We start from the raw sequence: 17901 nt of genomic DNA, 5'->3' as shown, positions 1-17901 counted from the left end.
TAAGCGCCAGATGTACGGAAGAGCAAAACTCGATCTCCTGCAGGCGCGGTTGATCGGTGCGTCGTAGACCTGCACAGCAGCAAATGTGCGTCAGAGCCACTTCTCAGTGCAAATCCCGGGTCAACTCTCAGCGCAAATCAACACCTTAGGCACAAGGAGCGGCATCGCACCGCTCCCGCACGCGAGTTCGAAGCGTTTTGCCGCTCGAATGCCCGACATGGATGTCCAGCTTCTGCTTTCCTAAAAACGTAGTCGCGCCCGTTCGGCGCCACCTTAGCCCCCTTAAGGTTTCCGCTCACGAGGTAAGCGGCGATGCTCGCAGGGCATAAATCATCGTGTCAGAATTCATAACTTTACGAACGTGGCTGTATTTTGCGGCGGTCGGGGTCATCATCGGCCACTCCATAGCTAGCGGCTTTACCGTTCATCTTTTCGACCCCAAAGGAGAGTGGATTACGATTACATTACAGCAATCGCGTCAGCCTTAAATATTGCCAGACCTCGTGTTTGGGCGCTCGTCTTAGCGCGTCGGAATAACAAGGGTAAAGCTACCGCGGCGGTTCTGTCGCAGGAACATGATTGCCATGTCCACGTTTAAGAAGCGTCACCAAAACTTTAGAAGCTCAGACCATGGAAATTGACTTATCGAACAAGCGCGTCCTCGTAACAGGAGGCAACTCTGGAATAGGGGCAGCGATCGCGCGGGGCTTCGCGGCAAATCGCGCGAGGGTCGCTATAAATTATCTAGTTGATCCCGATGAAGCGCGGCGGATGGCGGTGGAGCTCTCGGCGCACGGCGCGGCGTCTCTGGCGTTGAAGGGTGACATCAGCAGCTCCGAAGACGTGGAGCGCATCTTCTCGACCTTGGACGATAAGTGGGGTGGCATAGACATCTTGATCAACAACGCAGGCGTCGACGGGAGCTATGCTCTTGGATGGGAGGCCGATGTTGTCTATTGGGACGCTGTCATCGACATCAACCTGAAAGGCACATATCGATGCTCGAGAGCAGCGTTGAAGCGGATGATTAAACAAAGGTCTGGCGTGGTCCTCAACGTGTCGAGCGTTCACGAGACGATAGCGTGGACAGGCTATAGCGCCTATACGGCCAGTAAAGCTGGCATCTCAATGTTATCGAAGTCCCTCGCCCAGGAAGCAGCTCCTTTTGGGGTTCGTGTACTCTGTATCGCCCCCGGCGCAATTCGCACGCCGATCAATCGGTCGGTATGGCAAGACGAGACAAAGTACGAGGATCTGCTGACGAAAATTCCGCTTGGGCGGATTGGAGAGCCACAAGATATCGCGAACATGGCCGTCATTCTCGCCTCCGATGTCGCCGCATACATCACCGGCACGACGATTTTCATCGATGGCGGCATGACAGACTATCCCTCCTTTTCACACGGTGGGTAGAAGGTGGCGCTCCGCATAGAAGATTATGGCTTGATCGGAAACATGCTGTCCGCAGCTTTGGTTGGACGCGATGGATCGATAGACTGGTTGTGCCTACCGCGCTTCGACTCCCCGGCTTGTTTTGCCGCTTTGCTTGGAACGCCAGACAATGGAAGATGGAAGGTGGCGCCCCGCCAAGCGCTTTCAGGCTGCAGCCGCTGCTACCTCCATGATACTGGCATATTGGAAAGCCGGTTTGAAACAGAGACTGGCGTAGTCACGGTCACAGATTTCATGCCTGTTCCTTCACTTGATCGCTCCCCCGACGTCATCAGGATAGTCACCGGCGTTTCCGGCATTGTCGAAATGGAGATGGAACTCACGCTACGGTTTGAGAACGGTCAGGCTGTTCCTTGGGTGAGACGAAAGGACTACGGACTAAGCGCTATCGTTGGGCCACATGCCGTCGAACTTGTTACGGATCTGCCTTTAAAGGGGCAGGACCTCAAGACTACAGCGATTTTCCGGGTAAAAGCCTGCGACAGCATACCTATGACCCTGTCATATCATCCTTCTAAAGAGCAGCCTCATTTCATCGCCGACCGCCGAGAGCTTCTCGACCAGACCAAGGGCTGGTGGCGCGAATGGGTCAGAAGTGGAACATCAAATTATCTGCCGGTTGGCCTTCGTGACGCGGTTGTTCGCTCTCTCATTACGCTGAAGATGCTGATCTACGCGCCGACGGGCGGTATCGTAGCGGCGCCGACGACCTCCTTGCCGGAAGCAATCGGCGGGCAACGTAACTGGGACTACCGCTACTGCTGGTTACGGGACTCGGCCCTGACCCTTTACGCACTGCTGAATTCCGGCTACCGCGAAGAGGCGCAAGATTGGCGCCAATGGTTGCTACGTGCGATCGCAGGTTCACCCCAACAATTGCAGATCATGTACGGGCTTGCCGGAGAGCGATGGCTTCCTGAGTTTGAGGTGCCCTGGCTTTCGGGTTATGAGGGCAGTAGGCCGGTCAGAATAGGCAATGACGCCGCCAATCAAGTGCAGACAGACGTTTTTGGCGAGCTGATTGAAACTCTTCACGCTGCGCGTGAGGCCGAGTTGGAGCCTCAGGAAGAGGCATGGCGACTTGAGAAGGTCCTGCTTTGCCACCTCGGCGCGACGTGGCAAGAACCAGACAGGGGAATTTGGGAAGTTCGTGGCCCGCCACGACTATTCACTCACTCCAGAGCAATGGCCTGGGCTGCCTTAGACCGCGCGGTCATTAGCCACGACAAATACCACCTTGAAGGGCCGGTTTCGAGCTGGCGCCAGCTGCGGCAACGAATCCACGACGATATTTGCGATAACGGCTTCCACGCGGGCAAAAACAGTTTTGTCCAGTATTTTGGCGGCGACACGCTTGACGCAAGCCTCCTTCTTATGGCGCAGCTTGGCTTTCTTCCGGCCGACGACCCACGCATCGTAGGCACGCTCCATGCCGTAGAGCGGGAGCTTGTGAATGGGGGGCTGGTCGCGCGCTACTCAACCGGCGAAACGGATGACGGTGTCGGCGGCAGGGAAGGGGCGTTCTTGGCGTGCAGCTTTTGGCTCGCTGACGCCTATGTTCTTGGCGAGCGCCACGAGGATGCACGCGAAATGTTTCGCCGGCTGCTTGGACTGCGCAATGATCTGGGCCTTCTCGCCGAAGAATATGACCCTGGTAGTGGCCGCCTGCTCGGAAACTTCCCCCAGGCGTTTTCTCACATAAGCCTGATTAACACTGCACATAACCTGGCGAGCATCGAAGGCCCGGCAAAGCAACGGGTAAACAAGACCGCGCCAAACGGACGGAAAGGCCTGCTAAAATAATGATGTCGATGGTTGCCCAGATGAGGCTCACGTCATCCTCCGAGTTTTGATAGCACAAAGGCGCACAGGAAGCCGACGACGGTGATCAATCCCGCATACTCGTGCGTCTCCGCAAAGGCCTCTGGAATCATCGTGTCTGCTATCATTGCGAGTATGGCGCCAGCGGCCAAAGCTGTCGTTCCAGCGATAACGTCTGGACTTGCTCCCGCGAGAGTTACGTTCCCGACCAGGGCCGCTAATCCAGAGGCGAGAGCTATACATCCCCATACACAGAAGATGTAGATCGCGGATCTGCCGGCACGACGCATGCCAGCTGAGCTCGCCAGGGCTTCTGGAACATTCGACAGGAAAATTGCGGCTACTGTCACCAAACTCACGCCGGAAGCGCCAATTAGGCTCACACCGATCACCACCGACTCCGGGATGCCGTCGAGGAGTGCGCCGATCGCGATCGCCATGCCCGAACCATCCACGGCGTTCTGCTGCTTTTGTTCTTCGTGATGCCCGGAGCGCTTTCGGTGACGGGCACCACGTCGGTTTAAAAACACGTTCGCTGCTGTGTATATCGCCGCGCCGAGTAGAAAACCGAAGGCGGTCGAATCGAATCCTCCGCGAGCAAACGCCTCGTCCATCAACTCGAAAGCAACAGCGGAGATTAAAACTCCTGAACCGATTGCCATGACTGCGGCGATTATACGCTGGGGCAGGCTAGCAAGAAACGGAACAACCGCTCCTATGATGAGGGCCGATCCGCTCACAAGACCCCACAGGCCGGCTTGTAGATACATTGGCACCTTAAATCCCTTCACTTAGGCGATAACGAAGAACTTGATCAAGGACGATCGGTTCCGCGCTTTTGATCATGCAAAGCCGAGAGCCGGCGCGCGAAAAGCAGAAACTGGTCTTAGGAACTGCGTCGAAGCGGATGCGCTCATCACGGCTGAGACGAACAATCCAAATCTTCAACAACGTACGTCGTTTTGGGGTATGTTACCCTGTAATCGCGATGCACCAGCGCTCCTGGAGTCAAGCTTGCGGGATAGATGCGGGATCCCATGATGTGGAATACAGTTTCTTCGCGTGCAAGGAGATTATCCGCGATCAAGCGGCGATGGCAGCGCCACCACACCGCCTCGGAGCACATAATAGCGCATACCCGGCGTTCCCCTTCCTCGACGAGCTCATTCAGTCCTTCGTGAAATGTGTGGGAGAGCGCATAGTCAGCATAGTTGTGAAAGCTTCTGTTCTTCCAGAGGCGTTCAACTCGAAAGGTATCGTATGCGCCTTCGACCGGAGGCCGCCTAGTGCGTCCAATCGGCGATACGCTATCTGGCGATGCAGTAGTGCTTCCGATAGAATATCCGAATTGAACTGAGGATTTGTCCGCGACATCGGGATCTTGCGCACATCGACGACGCATCCCACCCGTTGCCCGCTCAGTAAATCGATGAACTCTTGTAAGGATCGGCTCGAGTGCCCGATCGTGTAAAACGGGAGACGTTCAGGCAATAGGTCAGTCATGGTGTTCCTCATGTTCGTCTTCGCGCTGCTTAATCCGCTTTCCTCGTGTTTTCTAAGTCGGCTTCCGAACTTCACAGACGCGCTCCTTCATTCAACGCTGAATGAGCAACTGTGGTTCAATGCACCTTATGGAGGAGCGGCGCAGCGAAAAACTCTCGGTTACTCGAAGTTGCAGCATATGGAGGACTGTGAGCGAACTCCTCAACGCTCGCAACTGTGGTGCCAGTTTTCATCCTGATGGTCTGCTACTTGCGCTGCTCAGCATACGGTGCGAGCCTGCTGCATGTTGCGGCCGGGGGGCGCCAGGCAGCTGCAATTGACGGAAAAGTTGACTACAGGACAAAGGGAAAGTGTTCGCAGCAAACGGAAGAGCACGGATGTCGACCGATCCGTCGGATCGCTTGTCAAATCGGCAAGGGGGAACCAGGGTTGGTCGCAGATCGCTTTGGCAGAGAGACTTGGTGTTTTATTTCAGCAGGTTCAGAAATACGAACAGGGCTCGAATAGGATGAGCGCAGTCGCCTCGTTAAGGGTAGCGGAACCGTTTGGCCTGCCTCTAAAGTATTGTCTTGGCGAGCAGGAAGCAGTAGGAAGTGGAAAGAGTCCTCCCGTTAGGGCAATACCGCGAGCGGGCTAGAGTTCCGGCTGCTGAGCGCTTTCAGAGACTGTCCGTGTCCCTCCAGACACGGTTCATCGCTCTCATCGAAGCCGCCGCATGCCCGCAGCCTGACGATCTGTAGGCTGCTATAGCGTCGGCTACCGTTCGACGCAGACCTCCACCATGCCACATATACCATCGTTAGTTTGGATGCAGCGGTATAATCTTTTTTGCACTGCTGTTCAGCTTCTCTGCTGCAGCAAAGGCCGGGCCAAGCTCCTCTACCGCAAACGGTTTTTTGACAACAGGTGTTTCCGTCTGCAAGCCACCCTCCAAGGCGTCACTGTAGCCAGTCATGAGGACAATCGAAATATCGGGATGATCGGCTTTTAGTTGGTCAGCAAGTTGAAGACCAGACATCTGGGGCATCATAACATCCGAAAGAACATGCTTTAAACTGGGGTTTTGACTCAGTATCACCTGTCCGTCGTCGAATGATTTGAGACTTTTTGGTCTTTGGAAGAGTGGAGTTTCCGGCTCGGTTTGCGGGTTGATTTAAGCCGCTTTGGCGTGGTGGTTCAAGCGGCGCTGTTTGATGGTGTCTCGTTTGATCCTTTCGCGTTCGAGCAGGATGGTCGCGCCGCGCCCGAAGTAGACGTCGGCTGGGGCAAGATTGTCGAGGCTCTCATGGTATCGGCGATGATTGTAATGCTCGACGAAGGCTGCGATCTGGGCTTCGAGGTCCTCCTGGAAGAAGTAGTTTTCCAGCAGGATGCGGTTCTTCAACGTCTGGTGCCAGCGTTCGATCTTGCCCTGGGTCTGCGGATGGCCGGGAGCGCCGTGGACCTGCTCGATCTTGTATTTCTCCAGCCATTCGCCGAGATCGGAAGCGACGTAACACGGGCCGTTGTCGGACAGCAGGCGCGGCCGGTGTTCGACCTTGACCCTGTCGCAGCCTGAGGCGGCCAGTGCCAGGTCGAGCGTGTCGGTGACGTCGTCCACCTTCATGCTGGTGCACAGCTTCCAGGCGATGATGTAGCGGGAATAATCGTCGAGGATGGTCGACAGGTAGAACCATCCCCAGCCGATGACCTTCAGGTAGGTGAAGTCGGTTTGCCACATCTCGTTTGGGCGAGTGGTCTTGTCCTTGAACTCGTCGTTGGCCTTGATGACGATATAGGCAGGCGAGGTGATCAGGTCGTGAGCCTTGAGCAGGCGGTAGACTGAAGCCTCTGATACGAAATAGCTTTCCGTATCGGTGAACTTCACCGCCAGCTCGCGTGGCGACAGATCGGCATGATCGAGCGCCATGGTGACGATGCGATCCCGGATATCGTCGGGGATACGGTTCCAGACCCGTGACGGCGCGGATGTCCGGTCTTCCAGACCCTCGACGCCGTGGGTCTGGAAGCGGTCATACCAACGGTAGAAAGTCGGCCTTGAAATGCCGAGCTTTTCGAGGGTCTGCCTTGCGGACAAATGCGACTGTTCCACGATCCGGATGATCTCAAGCTTCTCGGTGGCGGGATATCTCATTCTTCGTCGCCCCCATCCGCGATCATGCTTTTTTTGAGCAGGCGGTTTTCCAGGGTGAGGTCAGCCAGCGCCTCCTTCAGGTCACGGCTTTCACGACGCAGCGCTTTCACCTCGTCGCTGGTGGCCGAACGGGCGGTGTCTCCGGCAAGACGCTTCTTACCAGCTTCGAGGAATTCCTTCGACCAGCTATAATACAGGCTCTCGGCGATCCCCTCGCGGCGGCAGATCGCGGCAATGCTGTCCTCGCCACGCAGCCCTTCCAGCACAATGCGGATTTTGTCCTCCGCGGAATGGTGCTTGCGCGTGGCCCGGCGGATGTCCTTGATCGTCTTCTCGGCCGTCGATGTCTGCGGCCCGGATTTCTGTCTCATCTTCGCTTCCTTTGATAGAGCTACGATGAGCCGAAAATCCTCTCTTCTCAATTAAGTCGGTTCTGTCTCATGGGCGTTGATCCGGGACAATGTCCCTTGTTTAAGGCTTTGCGCCTGATGGCAATATACCCCTCTGGAGACACCTAGCTACGATCTAGCAGGTTGCGTATCGCATCCAAAAGTGTCGTCTCACCCCGAATTGTAACGCCACGGCCCTCAAACGCGACGTGGCCGTTGTTAAAGCCGCGATACATTTCACAGAAGGCCTCAACCGCGTTCGGTGAGAACCCTGTCTCGCTGAAGATGGCGTCCCATTGATTAGTTGGCACTACAACGGCCTGGACTGGACGACCGACGAACTCGCTAAGGCCGGCGGCGGCGTCGTTGGGCGAATAATCCGTCGGTCCATGAAGTTCGATCAGCGGCGGCGCTTCAGTACTGGCCAGCAGCTGTTCACCTGCAACTCTCCCAATGTCCGCAACGGAAACCATTGGCAGGCGCCTCGAAACAGGCGAGAACATCGATGTAAGAATCCCCTCCGAGGCAACACGCTTAAGCGACCAACTCCAATTCTCCATAAAATTCGCGGCGCGCACGATTGTAGCCGGGACTTTGGATCGCGCTAGCCGACGCTCCAGATCGTGGGTCGTCTTGATATTGCCCGTGCCATCGGTGTGCTGAGCACCCACCGATGACAATGCAACCACATGTGATATGGCAGCATTCTCAGCTGCAGCGATTAGCGATGCGTGTACCCGCGCAGAGTACGCAAAGATGTCCAATTCGCCGTATGCGGGTGGGTTCATTAGATAGACGCCATTTGCACCACGGAACACCTCAGCGAGCGCATCTGTGTCAAGTAGATCGACGACAGCAACCTCGGCGCCAGCTTCGGTCCAACGCGCCACTTGCTCTGGCTTGCGCACGATTGCCTTAACTGGGGCGCCTTTTTTGAGTAAATGACGCACTGCTGCGGAACCGGTCTGTCCATTAGCCCCTGTGATCACGTACATCTACGGTCCCTTTCCAGTCCTGAGTTTGACGCTGACAGCAGTTCGTCCGCCCTCTGCCATCAAACTCGTCATCCAATTTTCAGGGTCGCAGATCATCTCACGATACGCAGCAGTTTCGCGGCCGCTAAGCCCAAGATTAGCGCTGATCAAAATTCCGCCGATGCGGAGCAACGAAGCCAGTAAGTCCAAATCCTGAAGTGAGGGAGCAAAACCATCGAAGAAAGCAATGTCATACCCAGAGGCGAGACGCGGCAGGACATCCTCAAAGGCTCCATGGTGCACGGTGACCCGATCGCCGAAGCCGGCAGCGACAATATTCTCGCGAGCCAACCGAACATGCTGCTCGTCGAAATCGATTGTATCGATGCGCGCCGCCGCGCTTCCTCTCGCGAGCCAGCACGCGGTGTATCCAAGTGCTGTTCCGCATTCAACGATCCGGTGCGCGGCAGCGGCTGCTGCCAGGACGCCCAGCGAGGCACCGTCTCCAAAAGGATACGCCTTGCAATGATGATGACTTCGGTGTCGCGCCGTCGCATCGAGAATATTCTGGTAGGGGTCCAATGGCTCGTCCACTAGTCTGGTTACAATTTCGGCGGCATCGCGCCAATCTGGAATAGGGCGCTAAGCCAATCTTCGACGTGCCAAGTCTCTAAGACCCGACCGTTGCAGATTTTGTGTATGTCAATCGCCGTGATTTTGAGGGCTTTCCCCGTTGCGGGGACACCGGCGAAGACACCATGCTGCGTTGCGGTGATGGTCGACCGAACGACAACCTTGTCGCCATTGGCGATAAAGTCTTCATTCTTGACGTGGAAATCCGGGAAGGATGCGAGGAACCCGTCGAGCGCAGCTTTCATACCGTCGCGGCCTGGACCTTGGCCCGACGCCAGCGGTATATCAACCCAATCATCTGCGAGAACCCTATCGAGCATCGGTTTCGAAGGAATGTTGAAGGCTTCATAAAAGCCCTTCACCAAGGTGATGTTCTCCAACGGCGTCCCCGGTTTCTGACAGAATTCGGCCGCGTGAGCAGGCGCAACGATGAAGGCAAAAACCGCCCACACAATAGAAATCCTGCGCATAATCAACCTCGCTCAGACTTGGCATTGGACTTGAACCATTTCGCGACTTCGGCCGCAGTTGGTTCGATTACCAGCGGATCGTCGTAGAATCGGGTGTGAAACACCCCTTCGAGGATGACGAGTTTTTTGTCTTTGGCCGGCACATTATCGAACACGTGCTGTACCGCTACGACAAAGCCGTCTGATCGTTCGCCGTGGACCATCAGCGTCGGCAACTGCAGTTTGACGGCATAGGCATCGACATCGAAGGTCCATACCTCGGCGTCGCTCATGGTGGTGTAGCGATTTTCCCAGCGACTGGGTTCGCCCCACTTCGATGTCGTCCAAGGATGATACCAATTATGAATCTCGGGCCACGGTAGACCCACGCTCTTGTCGTCTACACTCACCACCGGCATGTAGTCGATCTCGCCATTTGCCTCGAATTTATCCTTCGCAGCCTGACCACGGGCGATGCGCTCGTCAAGTGTCGGCCCGCCGCCGCCAAAGAACCCTTCCAGATTCTCTCTGTAGAGATACTGGCCAGAAACTGTCGCTAGAGCTTTGATCCTAGCATCGTCCGAAACTGCTGCGATCATCTCCGAGGATCCTTGGCAGATTCCGAGCGCGAAGACTCCATCCTTGAGAATTTCCGGGCGTGCTGCGAGAAAAGAGATCGCGGACTTGATGTCCGCGATTTTTGCCGTGGGACTCTCATAACGGCGAGGTTCTCCACCGCTTTCGCCGCCGAAACGGGGATCAAAAATCAGCGTGGCAAAGCCGTCGCGGGCAAGTCTCGTCGCATATTCCATTGGCGATTGCTCTTTGACGAACCCGAATGGCCCAACGACAACGACGCCGGGCATCGGAGATTGCGTGGCTGTCGGCGTAAACAGGAGACCAATCAGCGGTACTCCGGCGCTTTCAAAACTGACGCGCTCGGTTTGGTAGACGCCCGCACTGGACGCCATGGAAGCAATGCTTGTCATGCTCGAAGATCCTTCTGCTCTCGCTTTTACCGGAAAGAGGGCAAGGGGTCCCGAGGCCGCGACAGGCAAAGCCGCCATCGCCTGCAAGACCCTCCGCCGCAGGGCGTTATGGGTGCTATCATCTGGCATGCGTCCTCACTTTCCGCTTGAAACACTCGACAAAAAATGGAGAAGATTGAATTATTTGTCCAATGCATGATGCGGATATATACTATGTCATTAAGCGAATTACGTCGTCTTGACCTCAACTTGCTCATCGTTTTGCGGGCAGTTCTGCAGACGCGGAACGTCACTCTTGCCGCCCAAAAGCTCAACATGAGCCAGCCGGCAGTTAGCCGAGCCATCGGCCGGCTTCGTATTGTTTTCGAGGATCAATTATTCATAAAGGGCGCAGGAGGGGTACTTGCGACGCCAAGGGCGGAAGCCTTGGCGGACTCGATTACCAAATTACTGCATGATATCGACGACCTGCTCGGCGCGCAGGAGTTTTCTGCCAAAACGAGCGATCGCATCTTTCGCATCGCCACCACTGACTATGGCGCCATCGCACTCTTGCCGTCGCTAGCAACTGTGTTTGCCGCAGAAGCGCCCAACGCCGGCATTGAAGTGCTGCCGTTCTCTCAAGAGGCATTCCGTCGCGCCTCCAACGGCGATGTGGATATCGTTCTCTATAGCGATGAACCGGTGCCCGACGATTTGCAGCGGGCGAGGCTCTTTGGGGAAACTTATATTTCGTTCGTGCGAGAAGGTCATTCGCTTCAAGATCGCCTCAACAACGGCCGATTAGATCTCGATGCTTTTCTTGACTACCCCCACATTCTCGTCAGCGTTTTTGGCGGTCGCACAGGCGAAATGGACGATCGGCTCGCTGCACTCGGACGAACCCGCCGGATAGCCATGTGGCTGCCTTATTTTGCAACCGCAGCGGTGATTACTGCCAAAACCGATTTCGTCCTCACGTTTCCCGAAAGAGCAGCCCGTGAGCTGGCATCAGCCCACCGGTTAATAAGCTTCCGGCCACCGCTCGAAATCGAAGGCTTTGGCTATCAGATGCTCTGGCACGCAAGAACGCAAAGCGATGCGGGATCCCTTTGGCTTCGTCAGCAGCTTATTGCAATCTCACGCAGTTAAGTAGCAAGCGCCGTTCGCCCCGCATTTTTCATGCTACTTTCGGTAATTTCAACTTGAATCGTACCCGGCGCAATTTGGTGCCGCTCCATTGACGACAGAATGTGCTGTAGAACCTTCTCGTTTTCCAACTGCGCGGCTGCAACGTTCACGGCTAGATGGCCGGTAAAGTCATAACCCGTGTTGCGCCACTGGTTGAGCTGGCAACAAGACCTGTCAATTACCCATCGGCCGATATCGGACATCATGCCGCGCTTTTCTGCGATCGGAATAAAATCTCCTGGCGAGAACACGCCCTTGGCTGATCGACGTCAGGACAGTCAGACGATGGCATTCGCATGCGCGTAATGTTTAGTGTCCTGCTGACACTCGTCTCGCCAGTCGAGCCCGCCTGCATACCGCCAGACCATCTCCCCCTGGTCGTCGAGCGTAAAGAGGCTAAGCCATCCATTGTCGAAAAGGGCACGAACCTGCGGATGTCGCTTGAGGATGTCGGTGATCGCCTCTTTCGGTGCCTCGATGGCCACGGTCAGGCGAAGTGGCTCGTGGACGAAATCCACACCGTCATGCACCGACTGCCAAGGAAGGCCGGCGCGCAGGTTTCCGCCATTGCCCTCGACCACTCCAATGCCGCCGACGACATTGTGCAGCAGCTTGTTGCCCGCCCCGAAGAGCGACGGCGCGACCGTGGAGCCGAAATATTGCAGGCTGATCCAGCTCGCGACGACGACGGGGGCCGTGAGAATGAGCTCAAGGATCTTGAAGCCCTCGTCCTTGCGCCAGACATAGTCATGCAGGAATGCCCTGCCTTCAAGTGACCGACCCGCAGTTCGTGCACGCGGTGCAGCTATGAAGGCGCCGCAGCCCGCGAGACCGAGTTCCGGGCGAACTTCTGACCAGTCCCGGCTGCGATCGATCACGCTGCCTGCCGTCCCTCGCGGCAAACGTCTCGACCTCTCCGCCCGCGTCAGGCTGCCTGCCTGGGCCAGCCAATGCCGGATCAGACCGATATTTTCAGGCGCGATGGCGTTCTCAAGGTCGTCCTCGAACAGTGTAATCGTATCGGTCGTCGTGTCATGCAGGCCGCCGAGGAAGACGGTGTCTGACGGGACGGCGATGCCATTGGCTGCAAGCTGCTCGCGCACCGCGCGATCGTTCAGCAGGTCAGCCAGCAGACGGGCATTGACGTCGCCCGCATAGCCGCCGCAGGCACCGCAATGGAAGGCGCTGGCGTATGGATTATTGACCACGTTGGCGCCATGCCCGGAGATCAGTACGAAGCGGCCAAAATCTTCGGTGAGCGACATGGCCTTGAGTACTGTTTCAGCAATATCGGCCCGGGTGTCGAGGTCGAGGCTGGGGGCAAAGCGGGACTTAGCTTTATCCGGACCTTTGCCATTGCCAAAGCCCAGACCGTCGCGCACGAGCTTGCCGGCATAAACGGGGCCCATCGCCTCGACGAAAGCAAAGGAGGAAACGGCGGCCAGCTTGAACCGGCCCCAGGCCCGAACCGCACGGGCGCTAAACCGCGCCTGTTGGTCGGCATCCTGATCGTGAATGACGGCACTGCAGCTGAAGACGGATGGCTTCAGCAGGACCGGCAGACGGTGTTCGGAGACGTCGGAGGCAAAACCCTTGTGGCTTGCGCCGAGACCGAAGAAGCCGGCAAAACCGAGCGTCCGAATTCCCGGATCGACACTTTCGAGCGAGCGCCTGAAGACTTCAGAGCGCACGTCGATGCAGAAGGCGGCCTGCAGAACCGGCCGCAAATCGGCAACCTTGATTGTCGAGGGTGCAGCAAGCGTCACAGCGAGCTTACGCTGCGCTGCGCGCTCGGCAGCCACCTGCAGCAACCCATCGATGATGGTGTCAAAATCGGGGGTGATAGGCTCTACATGGGTGCGCCGTACCTGCTGCCACTCGCGCTCGATGTCAGCCTTGTGACGCGCATAAAGCGCCTCTTCGAAGACAAGCCGGATCGCCAGCAGTTCGAGCCCCGTCGTATCCGTCCGACCCTCGATGTCCGCCTTGAACTGGATGTGACGCGCAAATTGCGCCCAGCCGCCGAGTGTGAGCAGCAGCTGGTGGAAATAGGTTCCGGGCTCCGCACCGAGACCAAGCGAAACGGCCGCCCGCTCGATGGCCGCATGCGGCGTTTCCGGCGTGTCCGCCACATGCGGCCCAAAGCCCTTGAGGCCAAGGATTTCCGGCGTCAGGTCATGGGTCGCGAACGCACGCCACGCGGCATAGAGGCCGTTGCGCCGGGAAGCGGCCCAGAGTGCCTGGCCCTTATCGAAGAAACCGGCAGCAAAGGTCCCAATCCGGTCGGAAATGAGCCCCGGCCAGTCTTTCCCCGTAGCACTTGCTGCGAGTTCGGCGACGGTGGGCAGAGCAGCGATCGGTTGCGCTTCCTCGAAAACCATGGCTTTAAGGTCTAAGAGGTCAATGCGATTGGAGAGCGGGTATGACTCGAGCGCTGCAAAGAGATCCTCGTCGATGATCTCACCGCTTTCGATCTTCTGCACATAGTGCTTGCGCGGCAGCGCAAGCCGCACGCCGGCGATCCGAGCGATTTGGGCAGCCGTCTGTTCGAGCGTTTCGGTCACCTGACCGAGGAAAGGGTTGACGGCGACCGTCGCCGTGAGTGGCCAGGCTGGCGGGATGGCCCGCACCGCTTGATCTGCAGCCAGCGCCAGGGCTTCGCCATGCAATGTGTCGATCGTGGTCATCTCGTTCATCGGTTTACTCCTTCTCGAAAGCTGGGGTTGGCGAGGCGGAACGCGAGAGAGCCCAGCCGCCGAGCAGGCGGTCGAAGAGGGCATTGATATAGAGCCCGTTGGCGAGATGGACCCTGAGGCCCGCCGCCGCCGGATGATAGGCCCAGAGCGGGAACAGCGACTGGGCCACCGCCACCACGCCGAAGGTGACGACGGCAAGCAGCATCAGTGTCCACTCGAGCGGACCGGGCTGCGGTGTTGCCGGCAGCGTGCCGAGCATCAGGTCGTCGGCGATCCGCTGGAGTGCGAAATAGGCCGTGGCTGCTGCGATTGCGTACAGTGACGTTCGCCAGGTCAGAGCACGCGGCGCCGCGTCCGCAAGGCCTTGGGCGATGAGATAGGCGACACCGAATATCAGGATCGCACCGAGTGCCAGCGCCTGCGGTGGCTTGCCTGCGAAACCAAAGAGCAGCCCAATCACAGCATAGATGGCGAGTGCTGCCAAGAAAGCGCGACCGACAGCTTTAGCACTGGGAACTGTGACAGGGCCGGGACGCCTGATCGAAGAGACTGTTTCAATCGCGGAGCCGGACGATAGAAAAGCATGGGCCTTGTAAAGCGAGTGGGCCACGATGTGAAGAAGCGCGATCGGGAACAGCGCCAGACCGCATTGCAGGATCATGAAGCCCATCTGCGCGACAGTCGACCAGGCAAGGGAAGTTTTGACCGCCGACTGGGTGAGCATGACAAGACTACCGAAGACTGCTGTGAAGCCCCCGACCATGACCAGTACAGCAAGCACGATCGGTGCCTGCAGCAGGACGTCGGCAAAGCGGATGAGCAGGAAGCCGCCGCCGTTGACCACACCGGCATGCAGCAGCGCGGAGACCGGGGTTGGCGTTTCCATCACTTCCGTCAGCCAGCCATGGGTCGGAAATTGCGCGGATTTGACAAGCGCGGCGATCGCGAGCAGCGCAGCAGCACCTATGGTCAATGGCAGACCTTCGCCCTCCCGCGCAGCAGTTAGGATCGTCGCAATATCTGCGGTTCCGAAGGTGACGACGAGCAACACCATGGCGCCAACCAGAGCAAGGTCACCCATCCGCGAAACGATGAACTTGTTGCGGGCCGCTCGCTGGGCAGCGATTCGCTCCGGGTAGAATAACAGGAGTTGGTGCAAAAACAGGCTAGAAGCTACCCAACCGACAACAAGCTGCATCAGCGTGCCGGATTGCACGAGGAAAAGAACGGCAGCGAGCGTCGCGGTCATCCAGCCAGTGAATGGACCTTGTCGTGCCTCCCCGTCGAGGAAGGTACCGGCGTAACGCAGTACGACCCAGCCGATGAAGGAGACGAGCAGAAGCATCACTAGACTGACGAGATCGAGCCGGGATGCGAACGTGAAGTAGCTGAAGCCGATCGGCGGGCTGGTTTCTGGGCCGTGCAGAGCCAAAACAATGCAGGACAAGACAGCAACTCCGAAGGAGCCGATGGCCGACAGCTCTGCAATGCAAATTGCAACGCGGGGACGAAGGCCCGGTGCCAGGAAACAATACACGGACGCAACGGCGAGAAGCATCGGCGCTATCAGCGGCAGACTAACAATCATGAGCGATCTCCAGTTGGGGCCGACATTTTTGGAAAGCGGCGTCGATCTGACGGAGGTGTTATCAGCTGTGTGCCGCTGATAAAAATTCATTGTTTCTGCAATTTCGTTCTATAAAATAGAAGTATGCTTGAGCTCAATTATCATCATCTCCGCTATTTTCGTGCCGTCGCTCATGACGGCAACCTGACTCGCACCGCCGAACGGCTGAACCTGTCGCAATCAGCGCTGTCGACCCAGATAAAGCAATTGGAAGAGCGCCTCGGCCACGCACTGTTCGAACGTCGTGGCCGACAACTCTATGTGACCGAGGCAGGTCGCATCGCGCTCGACCATGCCGACACGATCTTCGCGGCCGGCGAGGAATTGGTCGAGACATTGAAGGAAACCGGCAGGATCCGCCGCGCAATTCGCATCGGCGCGCTCGCGACGCTGTCGCGCAACTTCCAGATGGAGTTCCTGCGCCCCATCCTCGGGCGCTCGGATGTCGATATGATCTTGCGTTCCGGCAGCACTAGCGAGTTGCTGGGCGCGCTCGAAGCACTAAACCTTGACATCGTCCTCTTGAACCAGGCGCCAAGAACGGATTCTGTAACACCCTTCATCGCCCAGCAGCTCTACCAGCAACGGGTAAGCTTGATCGGCAAACCGTCCTACGGAAAACCTGACGCAGGCCTTGCGGAACTTCTCAGGGAATACCCCGTTATCCTCCCGACGCTGGAAAGCGGCGTACGCTCGCAGTTCGAGGCACTCGTCTCACGACTCGGCATCACGCCGCAGATTGCAGCAGAAGTGGACGACATGGCGATGATGCGTCTTTTAGCCCGCGAAGGAGCTGGTCTTGCGGTTCTTCCGCCGATTGTCGTCAAAGGAGAACTGGAGGTCGGCACGCTGATCGAATTCGATGCGTTGCCCGGACTGATCGAGTCTTTTTACGCAGTGACCGTGAAACGTCGTTTCCCGAACCCTCTGATATCGCAGCTCATCAACTCAAAAGGTGCAAGCTTTGCAGCGAGCGAGAGCGTTCTACAAAAGAGAACATTATCGCCGATATAATGTATTTTTAACAAAGAATTTTGCGCGCTAGAAAAGTCACCATTCAAGTTGGTTGGAGCGGGCTAAATGAAATCTCTGGGTTTGTTCCAGACAGAAAATTATCGAGCGAGAGAAGTTGATGCCGCGTCTAAGCTCACGTCGCCAATCTGTTCATCCCTCGCGTCCCAAGCAGCGCTCGGAACGATGCATGGAAAAGCTGCTGCCCTATTGCCATCCTTTGCCAATATCGGCGTTGATCTCGTCGTCCCGAACGACTTGGATACAGATGCTTTTGGCACATTCACTGGCGAAACGAAAAGACAGGGCACCATGCTGGATGCCGCCAGAGCAAAGGCAAGAGCCGCTGCGCAGTTGACCGGCCTGACCATTGGTATTGGAAGTGAGGGATCTTACGGCCCACATCCGTTTGTCCCATTTATTCCGGCAGGTCGTGAACTTCTTGTGTGGCATGATACGCGCTCAGGCCTTGATATTATCGATATGATGATCGACGAAACTCCCAGTTTCGCCCATCGGGATATAAAAGAAATCGCTGATGCAGAGGACTTTCTTCGAGCCATCGACTTTCCTGATCAGGCTCTTGTTGTAAGCGCGATTGGCGCAGAACTCATCCTAGCTAAAGGCATACGAGACCAGTCGACGTTGCTCGATGCGACGAGGCGCGCGATCTCTCTGTCGCCAACTGCGCAAGCTCGCCTCCAGACTGATATGCGGGCGTTCATGAACCCGCGACGTATGGTTGTCATCGCTAAACTCGGCGAACGTTTTGCGAAGCGACTTACGACCCTGTGTCCGGTGTGCAATCATCCGGGGTGGGGCTGGGTGGGAACCAGAGACGAACTTTGCTGCAGTGCTTGTGGCTGCCAAACGCAACTGCCGTCCCACGATGTCATGAGTTGCGTGGCCTGCCATGCCGAGCAGCTTGTTGAACGATCAATCGGCGCGGAAGCGGATCCGACGTTCTGTCCTTCCTGCAACCCTTAGTCACCGTGCAGAGACATCTTACCCTTCTGAGAGCGATGCGAGGGCCATGCCCTTTGATTGCCCCGA

18 protein-coding genes are annotated in these 17901 nt (G+C 57.0%); 6 read left to right on the top strand and 12 right to left on the bottom strand.

Features of this window, described 5'->3' with window-relative positions; all coding sequences use genetic code 11:
• Window positions 1-630 precede the first annotated feature (630 nt).
• Complete coding sequence (locus tag ACQZ6J_RS28695) at window positions 631-1413, top strand: glucose 1-dehydrogenase (RefSeq protein WP_047637013.1); 783 nt, start codon at window positions 631-633, stop codon at window positions 1411-1413.
• A 3-nt stretch (window positions 1414-1416) separates the two neighbouring features.
• The gene (locus ACQZ6J_RS28690; RefSeq protein WP_047637016.1) at window positions 1417-3255 is read left to right on the top strand and encodes a glycoside hydrolase family 15 protein; all 1839 of its coding nucleotides are present in this window, start codon (window positions 1417-1419) and stop codon (window positions 3253-3255) included.
• 32 nt (window positions 3256-3287) lie between these two features.
• On the opposite strand, the gene ACQZ6J_RS28685 is transcribed toward ACQZ6J_RS28690, so the two are convergent.
• The 3 genes from ACQZ6J_RS28685 to ACQZ6J_RS28675 all read right to left on the bottom strand — a co-directional run bounded on the left by ACQZ6J_RS28685 (window position 3288) and on the right by ACQZ6J_RS28675 (window position 4776).
• A complete protein-coding gene (locus ACQZ6J_RS28685; RefSeq protein WP_047637017.1) occupies window positions 3288-4043 on the bottom strand; it encodes a ZIP family metal transporter in 756 nt (251 codons plus the stop codon).
• 146 nt (window positions 4044-4189) lie between these two features.
• The gene (locus ACQZ6J_RS28680; RefSeq protein ID WP_343287085.1) at window positions 4190-4444 is read right to left on the bottom strand and encodes a DUF488 domain-containing protein; all 255 of its coding nucleotides are present in this window, start codon (window positions 4442-4444) and stop codon (window positions 4190-4192) included.
• Complete coding sequence (locus tag ACQZ6J_RS28675; protein WP_348628277.1) at window positions 4441-4776, bottom strand: DUF488 domain-containing protein; 336 nt, start codon at window positions 4774-4776, stop codon at window positions 4441-4443. The genes ACQZ6J_RS28680 and ACQZ6J_RS28675 overlap by 4 nt, the downstream gene beginning before the upstream one ends.
• A 283-nt stretch (window positions 4777-5059) precedes the next feature.
• Between ACQZ6J_RS28675 and ACQZ6J_RS28670 the strand changes: the two genes are divergently transcribed.
• Window positions 5060-5413, top strand: a complete 354-nt coding sequence (locus tag ACQZ6J_RS28670) for a helix-turn-helix domain-containing protein (RefSeq protein ID WP_077472988.1) — start codon at window positions 5060-5062, stop codon at window positions 5411-5413.
• Window positions 5414-5575: 162 nt separating this feature from the next.
• On the opposite strand, the gene ACQZ6J_RS28665 is transcribed toward ACQZ6J_RS28670, so the two are convergent.
• The 6 genes from ACQZ6J_RS28665 to ACQZ6J_RS28640 form a co-directional block, all read right to left on the bottom strand.
• Window positions 5576-5854, bottom strand: coding sequence for a response regulator (locus ACQZ6J_RS28665; RefSeq protein WP_158008786.1), 279 nt, complete (start codon window positions 5852-5854; stop codon window positions 5576-5578).
• A 75-nt stretch (window positions 5855-5929) separates the two neighbouring features.
• A protein-coding gene (locus ACQZ6J_RS28660) for an IS3 family transposase (RefSeq protein ID WP_136686651.1) occupies window positions 5930-7281 on the bottom strand; the annotation gives its coding sequence in 2 pieces (ribosomal slippage) (window positions 5930-6945 and window positions 6945-7281; 1353 coding nt in all).
• 143 nt (window positions 7282-7424) lie between these two features.
• Window positions 7425-8294 (bottom strand): NmrA family NAD(P)-binding protein, encoded by an 870-nt coding sequence (locus ACQZ6J_RS28655; RefSeq protein ID WP_047637021.1) that lies wholly within the window; start codon window positions 8292-8294, stop codon window positions 7425-7427.
• Window positions 8295-8855 carry an O-methyltransferase gene (locus ACQZ6J_RS28650; protein WP_158008787.1) on the bottom strand — a complete coding sequence of 187 codons (561 nt, stop codon included), beginning with the start codon at window positions 8853-8855 and terminating at the stop codon, window positions 8295-8297. It lies immediately after the preceding gene.
• Window positions 8856-8875: 20 nt separating this feature from the next.
• A complete protein-coding gene (locus tag ACQZ6J_RS28645) occupies window positions 8876-9376 on the bottom strand; it encodes an ester cyclase (protein WP_052228074.1) in 501 nt (166 codons plus the stop codon).
• A gap of 2 nt (window positions 9377-9378) precedes the next feature.
• A complete protein-coding gene (locus ACQZ6J_RS28640) occupies window positions 9379-10344 on the bottom strand; it encodes an alpha/beta hydrolase (protein ID WP_047637025.1) in 966 nt (321 codons plus the stop codon).
• 213 nt (window positions 10345-10557) lie between these two features.
• Between ACQZ6J_RS28640 and ACQZ6J_RS28635 the strand changes: the two genes are divergently transcribed.
• Complete coding sequence (locus ACQZ6J_RS28635) at window positions 10558-11475, top strand: LysR family transcriptional regulator (RefSeq protein WP_158008788.1); 918 nt, start codon at window positions 10558-10560, stop codon at window positions 11473-11475.
• On the opposite strand, the gene ACQZ6J_RS28630 is transcribed toward ACQZ6J_RS28635, so the two are convergent.
• The 3 genes from ACQZ6J_RS28630 to ACQZ6J_RS28620 are packed head-to-tail and all read right to left on the bottom strand — an operon-like array spanning window position 11472 to window position 15798.
• A complete protein-coding gene (locus ACQZ6J_RS28630; RefSeq protein ID WP_077472828.1) occupies window positions 11472-11765 on the bottom strand; it encodes an EAL domain-containing protein in 294 nt (97 codons plus the stop codon). The genes ACQZ6J_RS28635 and ACQZ6J_RS28630 overlap by 4 nt on opposite strands.
• A 27-nt stretch (window positions 11766-11792) precedes the next feature.
• The gene (locus tag ACQZ6J_RS28625; RefSeq protein WP_120296781.1) at window positions 11793-14210 is read right to left on the bottom strand and encodes a YbcC family protein; all 2418 of its coding nucleotides are present in this window, start codon (window positions 14208-14210) and stop codon (window positions 11793-11795) included.
• A 4-nt stretch (window positions 14211-14214) separates the two neighbouring features.
• The gene (locus ACQZ6J_RS28620; protein ID WP_047637035.1) at window positions 14215-15798 is read right to left on the bottom strand and encodes a proton-conducting transporter transmembrane domain-containing protein; all 1584 of its coding nucleotides are present in this window, start codon (window positions 15796-15798) and stop codon (window positions 14215-14217) included.
• 123 nt (window positions 15799-15921) lie between these two features.
• Here ACQZ6J_RS28620 and ACQZ6J_RS28615 point away from each other — a divergent pair, with 123 nt between their 5' ends.
• Together ACQZ6J_RS28615 and ACQZ6J_RS28610 are read left to right on the top strand one after the other, a co-directional pair.
• Complete coding sequence (locus ACQZ6J_RS28615) at window positions 15922-16851, top strand: LysR family transcriptional regulator (RefSeq protein ID WP_052228075.1); 930 nt, start codon at window positions 15922-15924, stop codon at window positions 16849-16851.
• Window positions 16852-16917: 66 nt separating this feature from the next.
• Complete coding sequence (locus ACQZ6J_RS28610) at window positions 16918-17835, top strand: DUF6671 family protein (RefSeq protein WP_077472829.1); 918 nt, start codon at window positions 16918-16920, stop codon at window positions 17833-17835.
• Window positions 17836-17901 lie beyond the last annotated feature (66 nt).

This window comes from Rhizobium sp. A37_96, from assembly GCF_053521765.1.
This window is presented reverse-complemented; position numbering and strand designations above follow the sequence as displayed.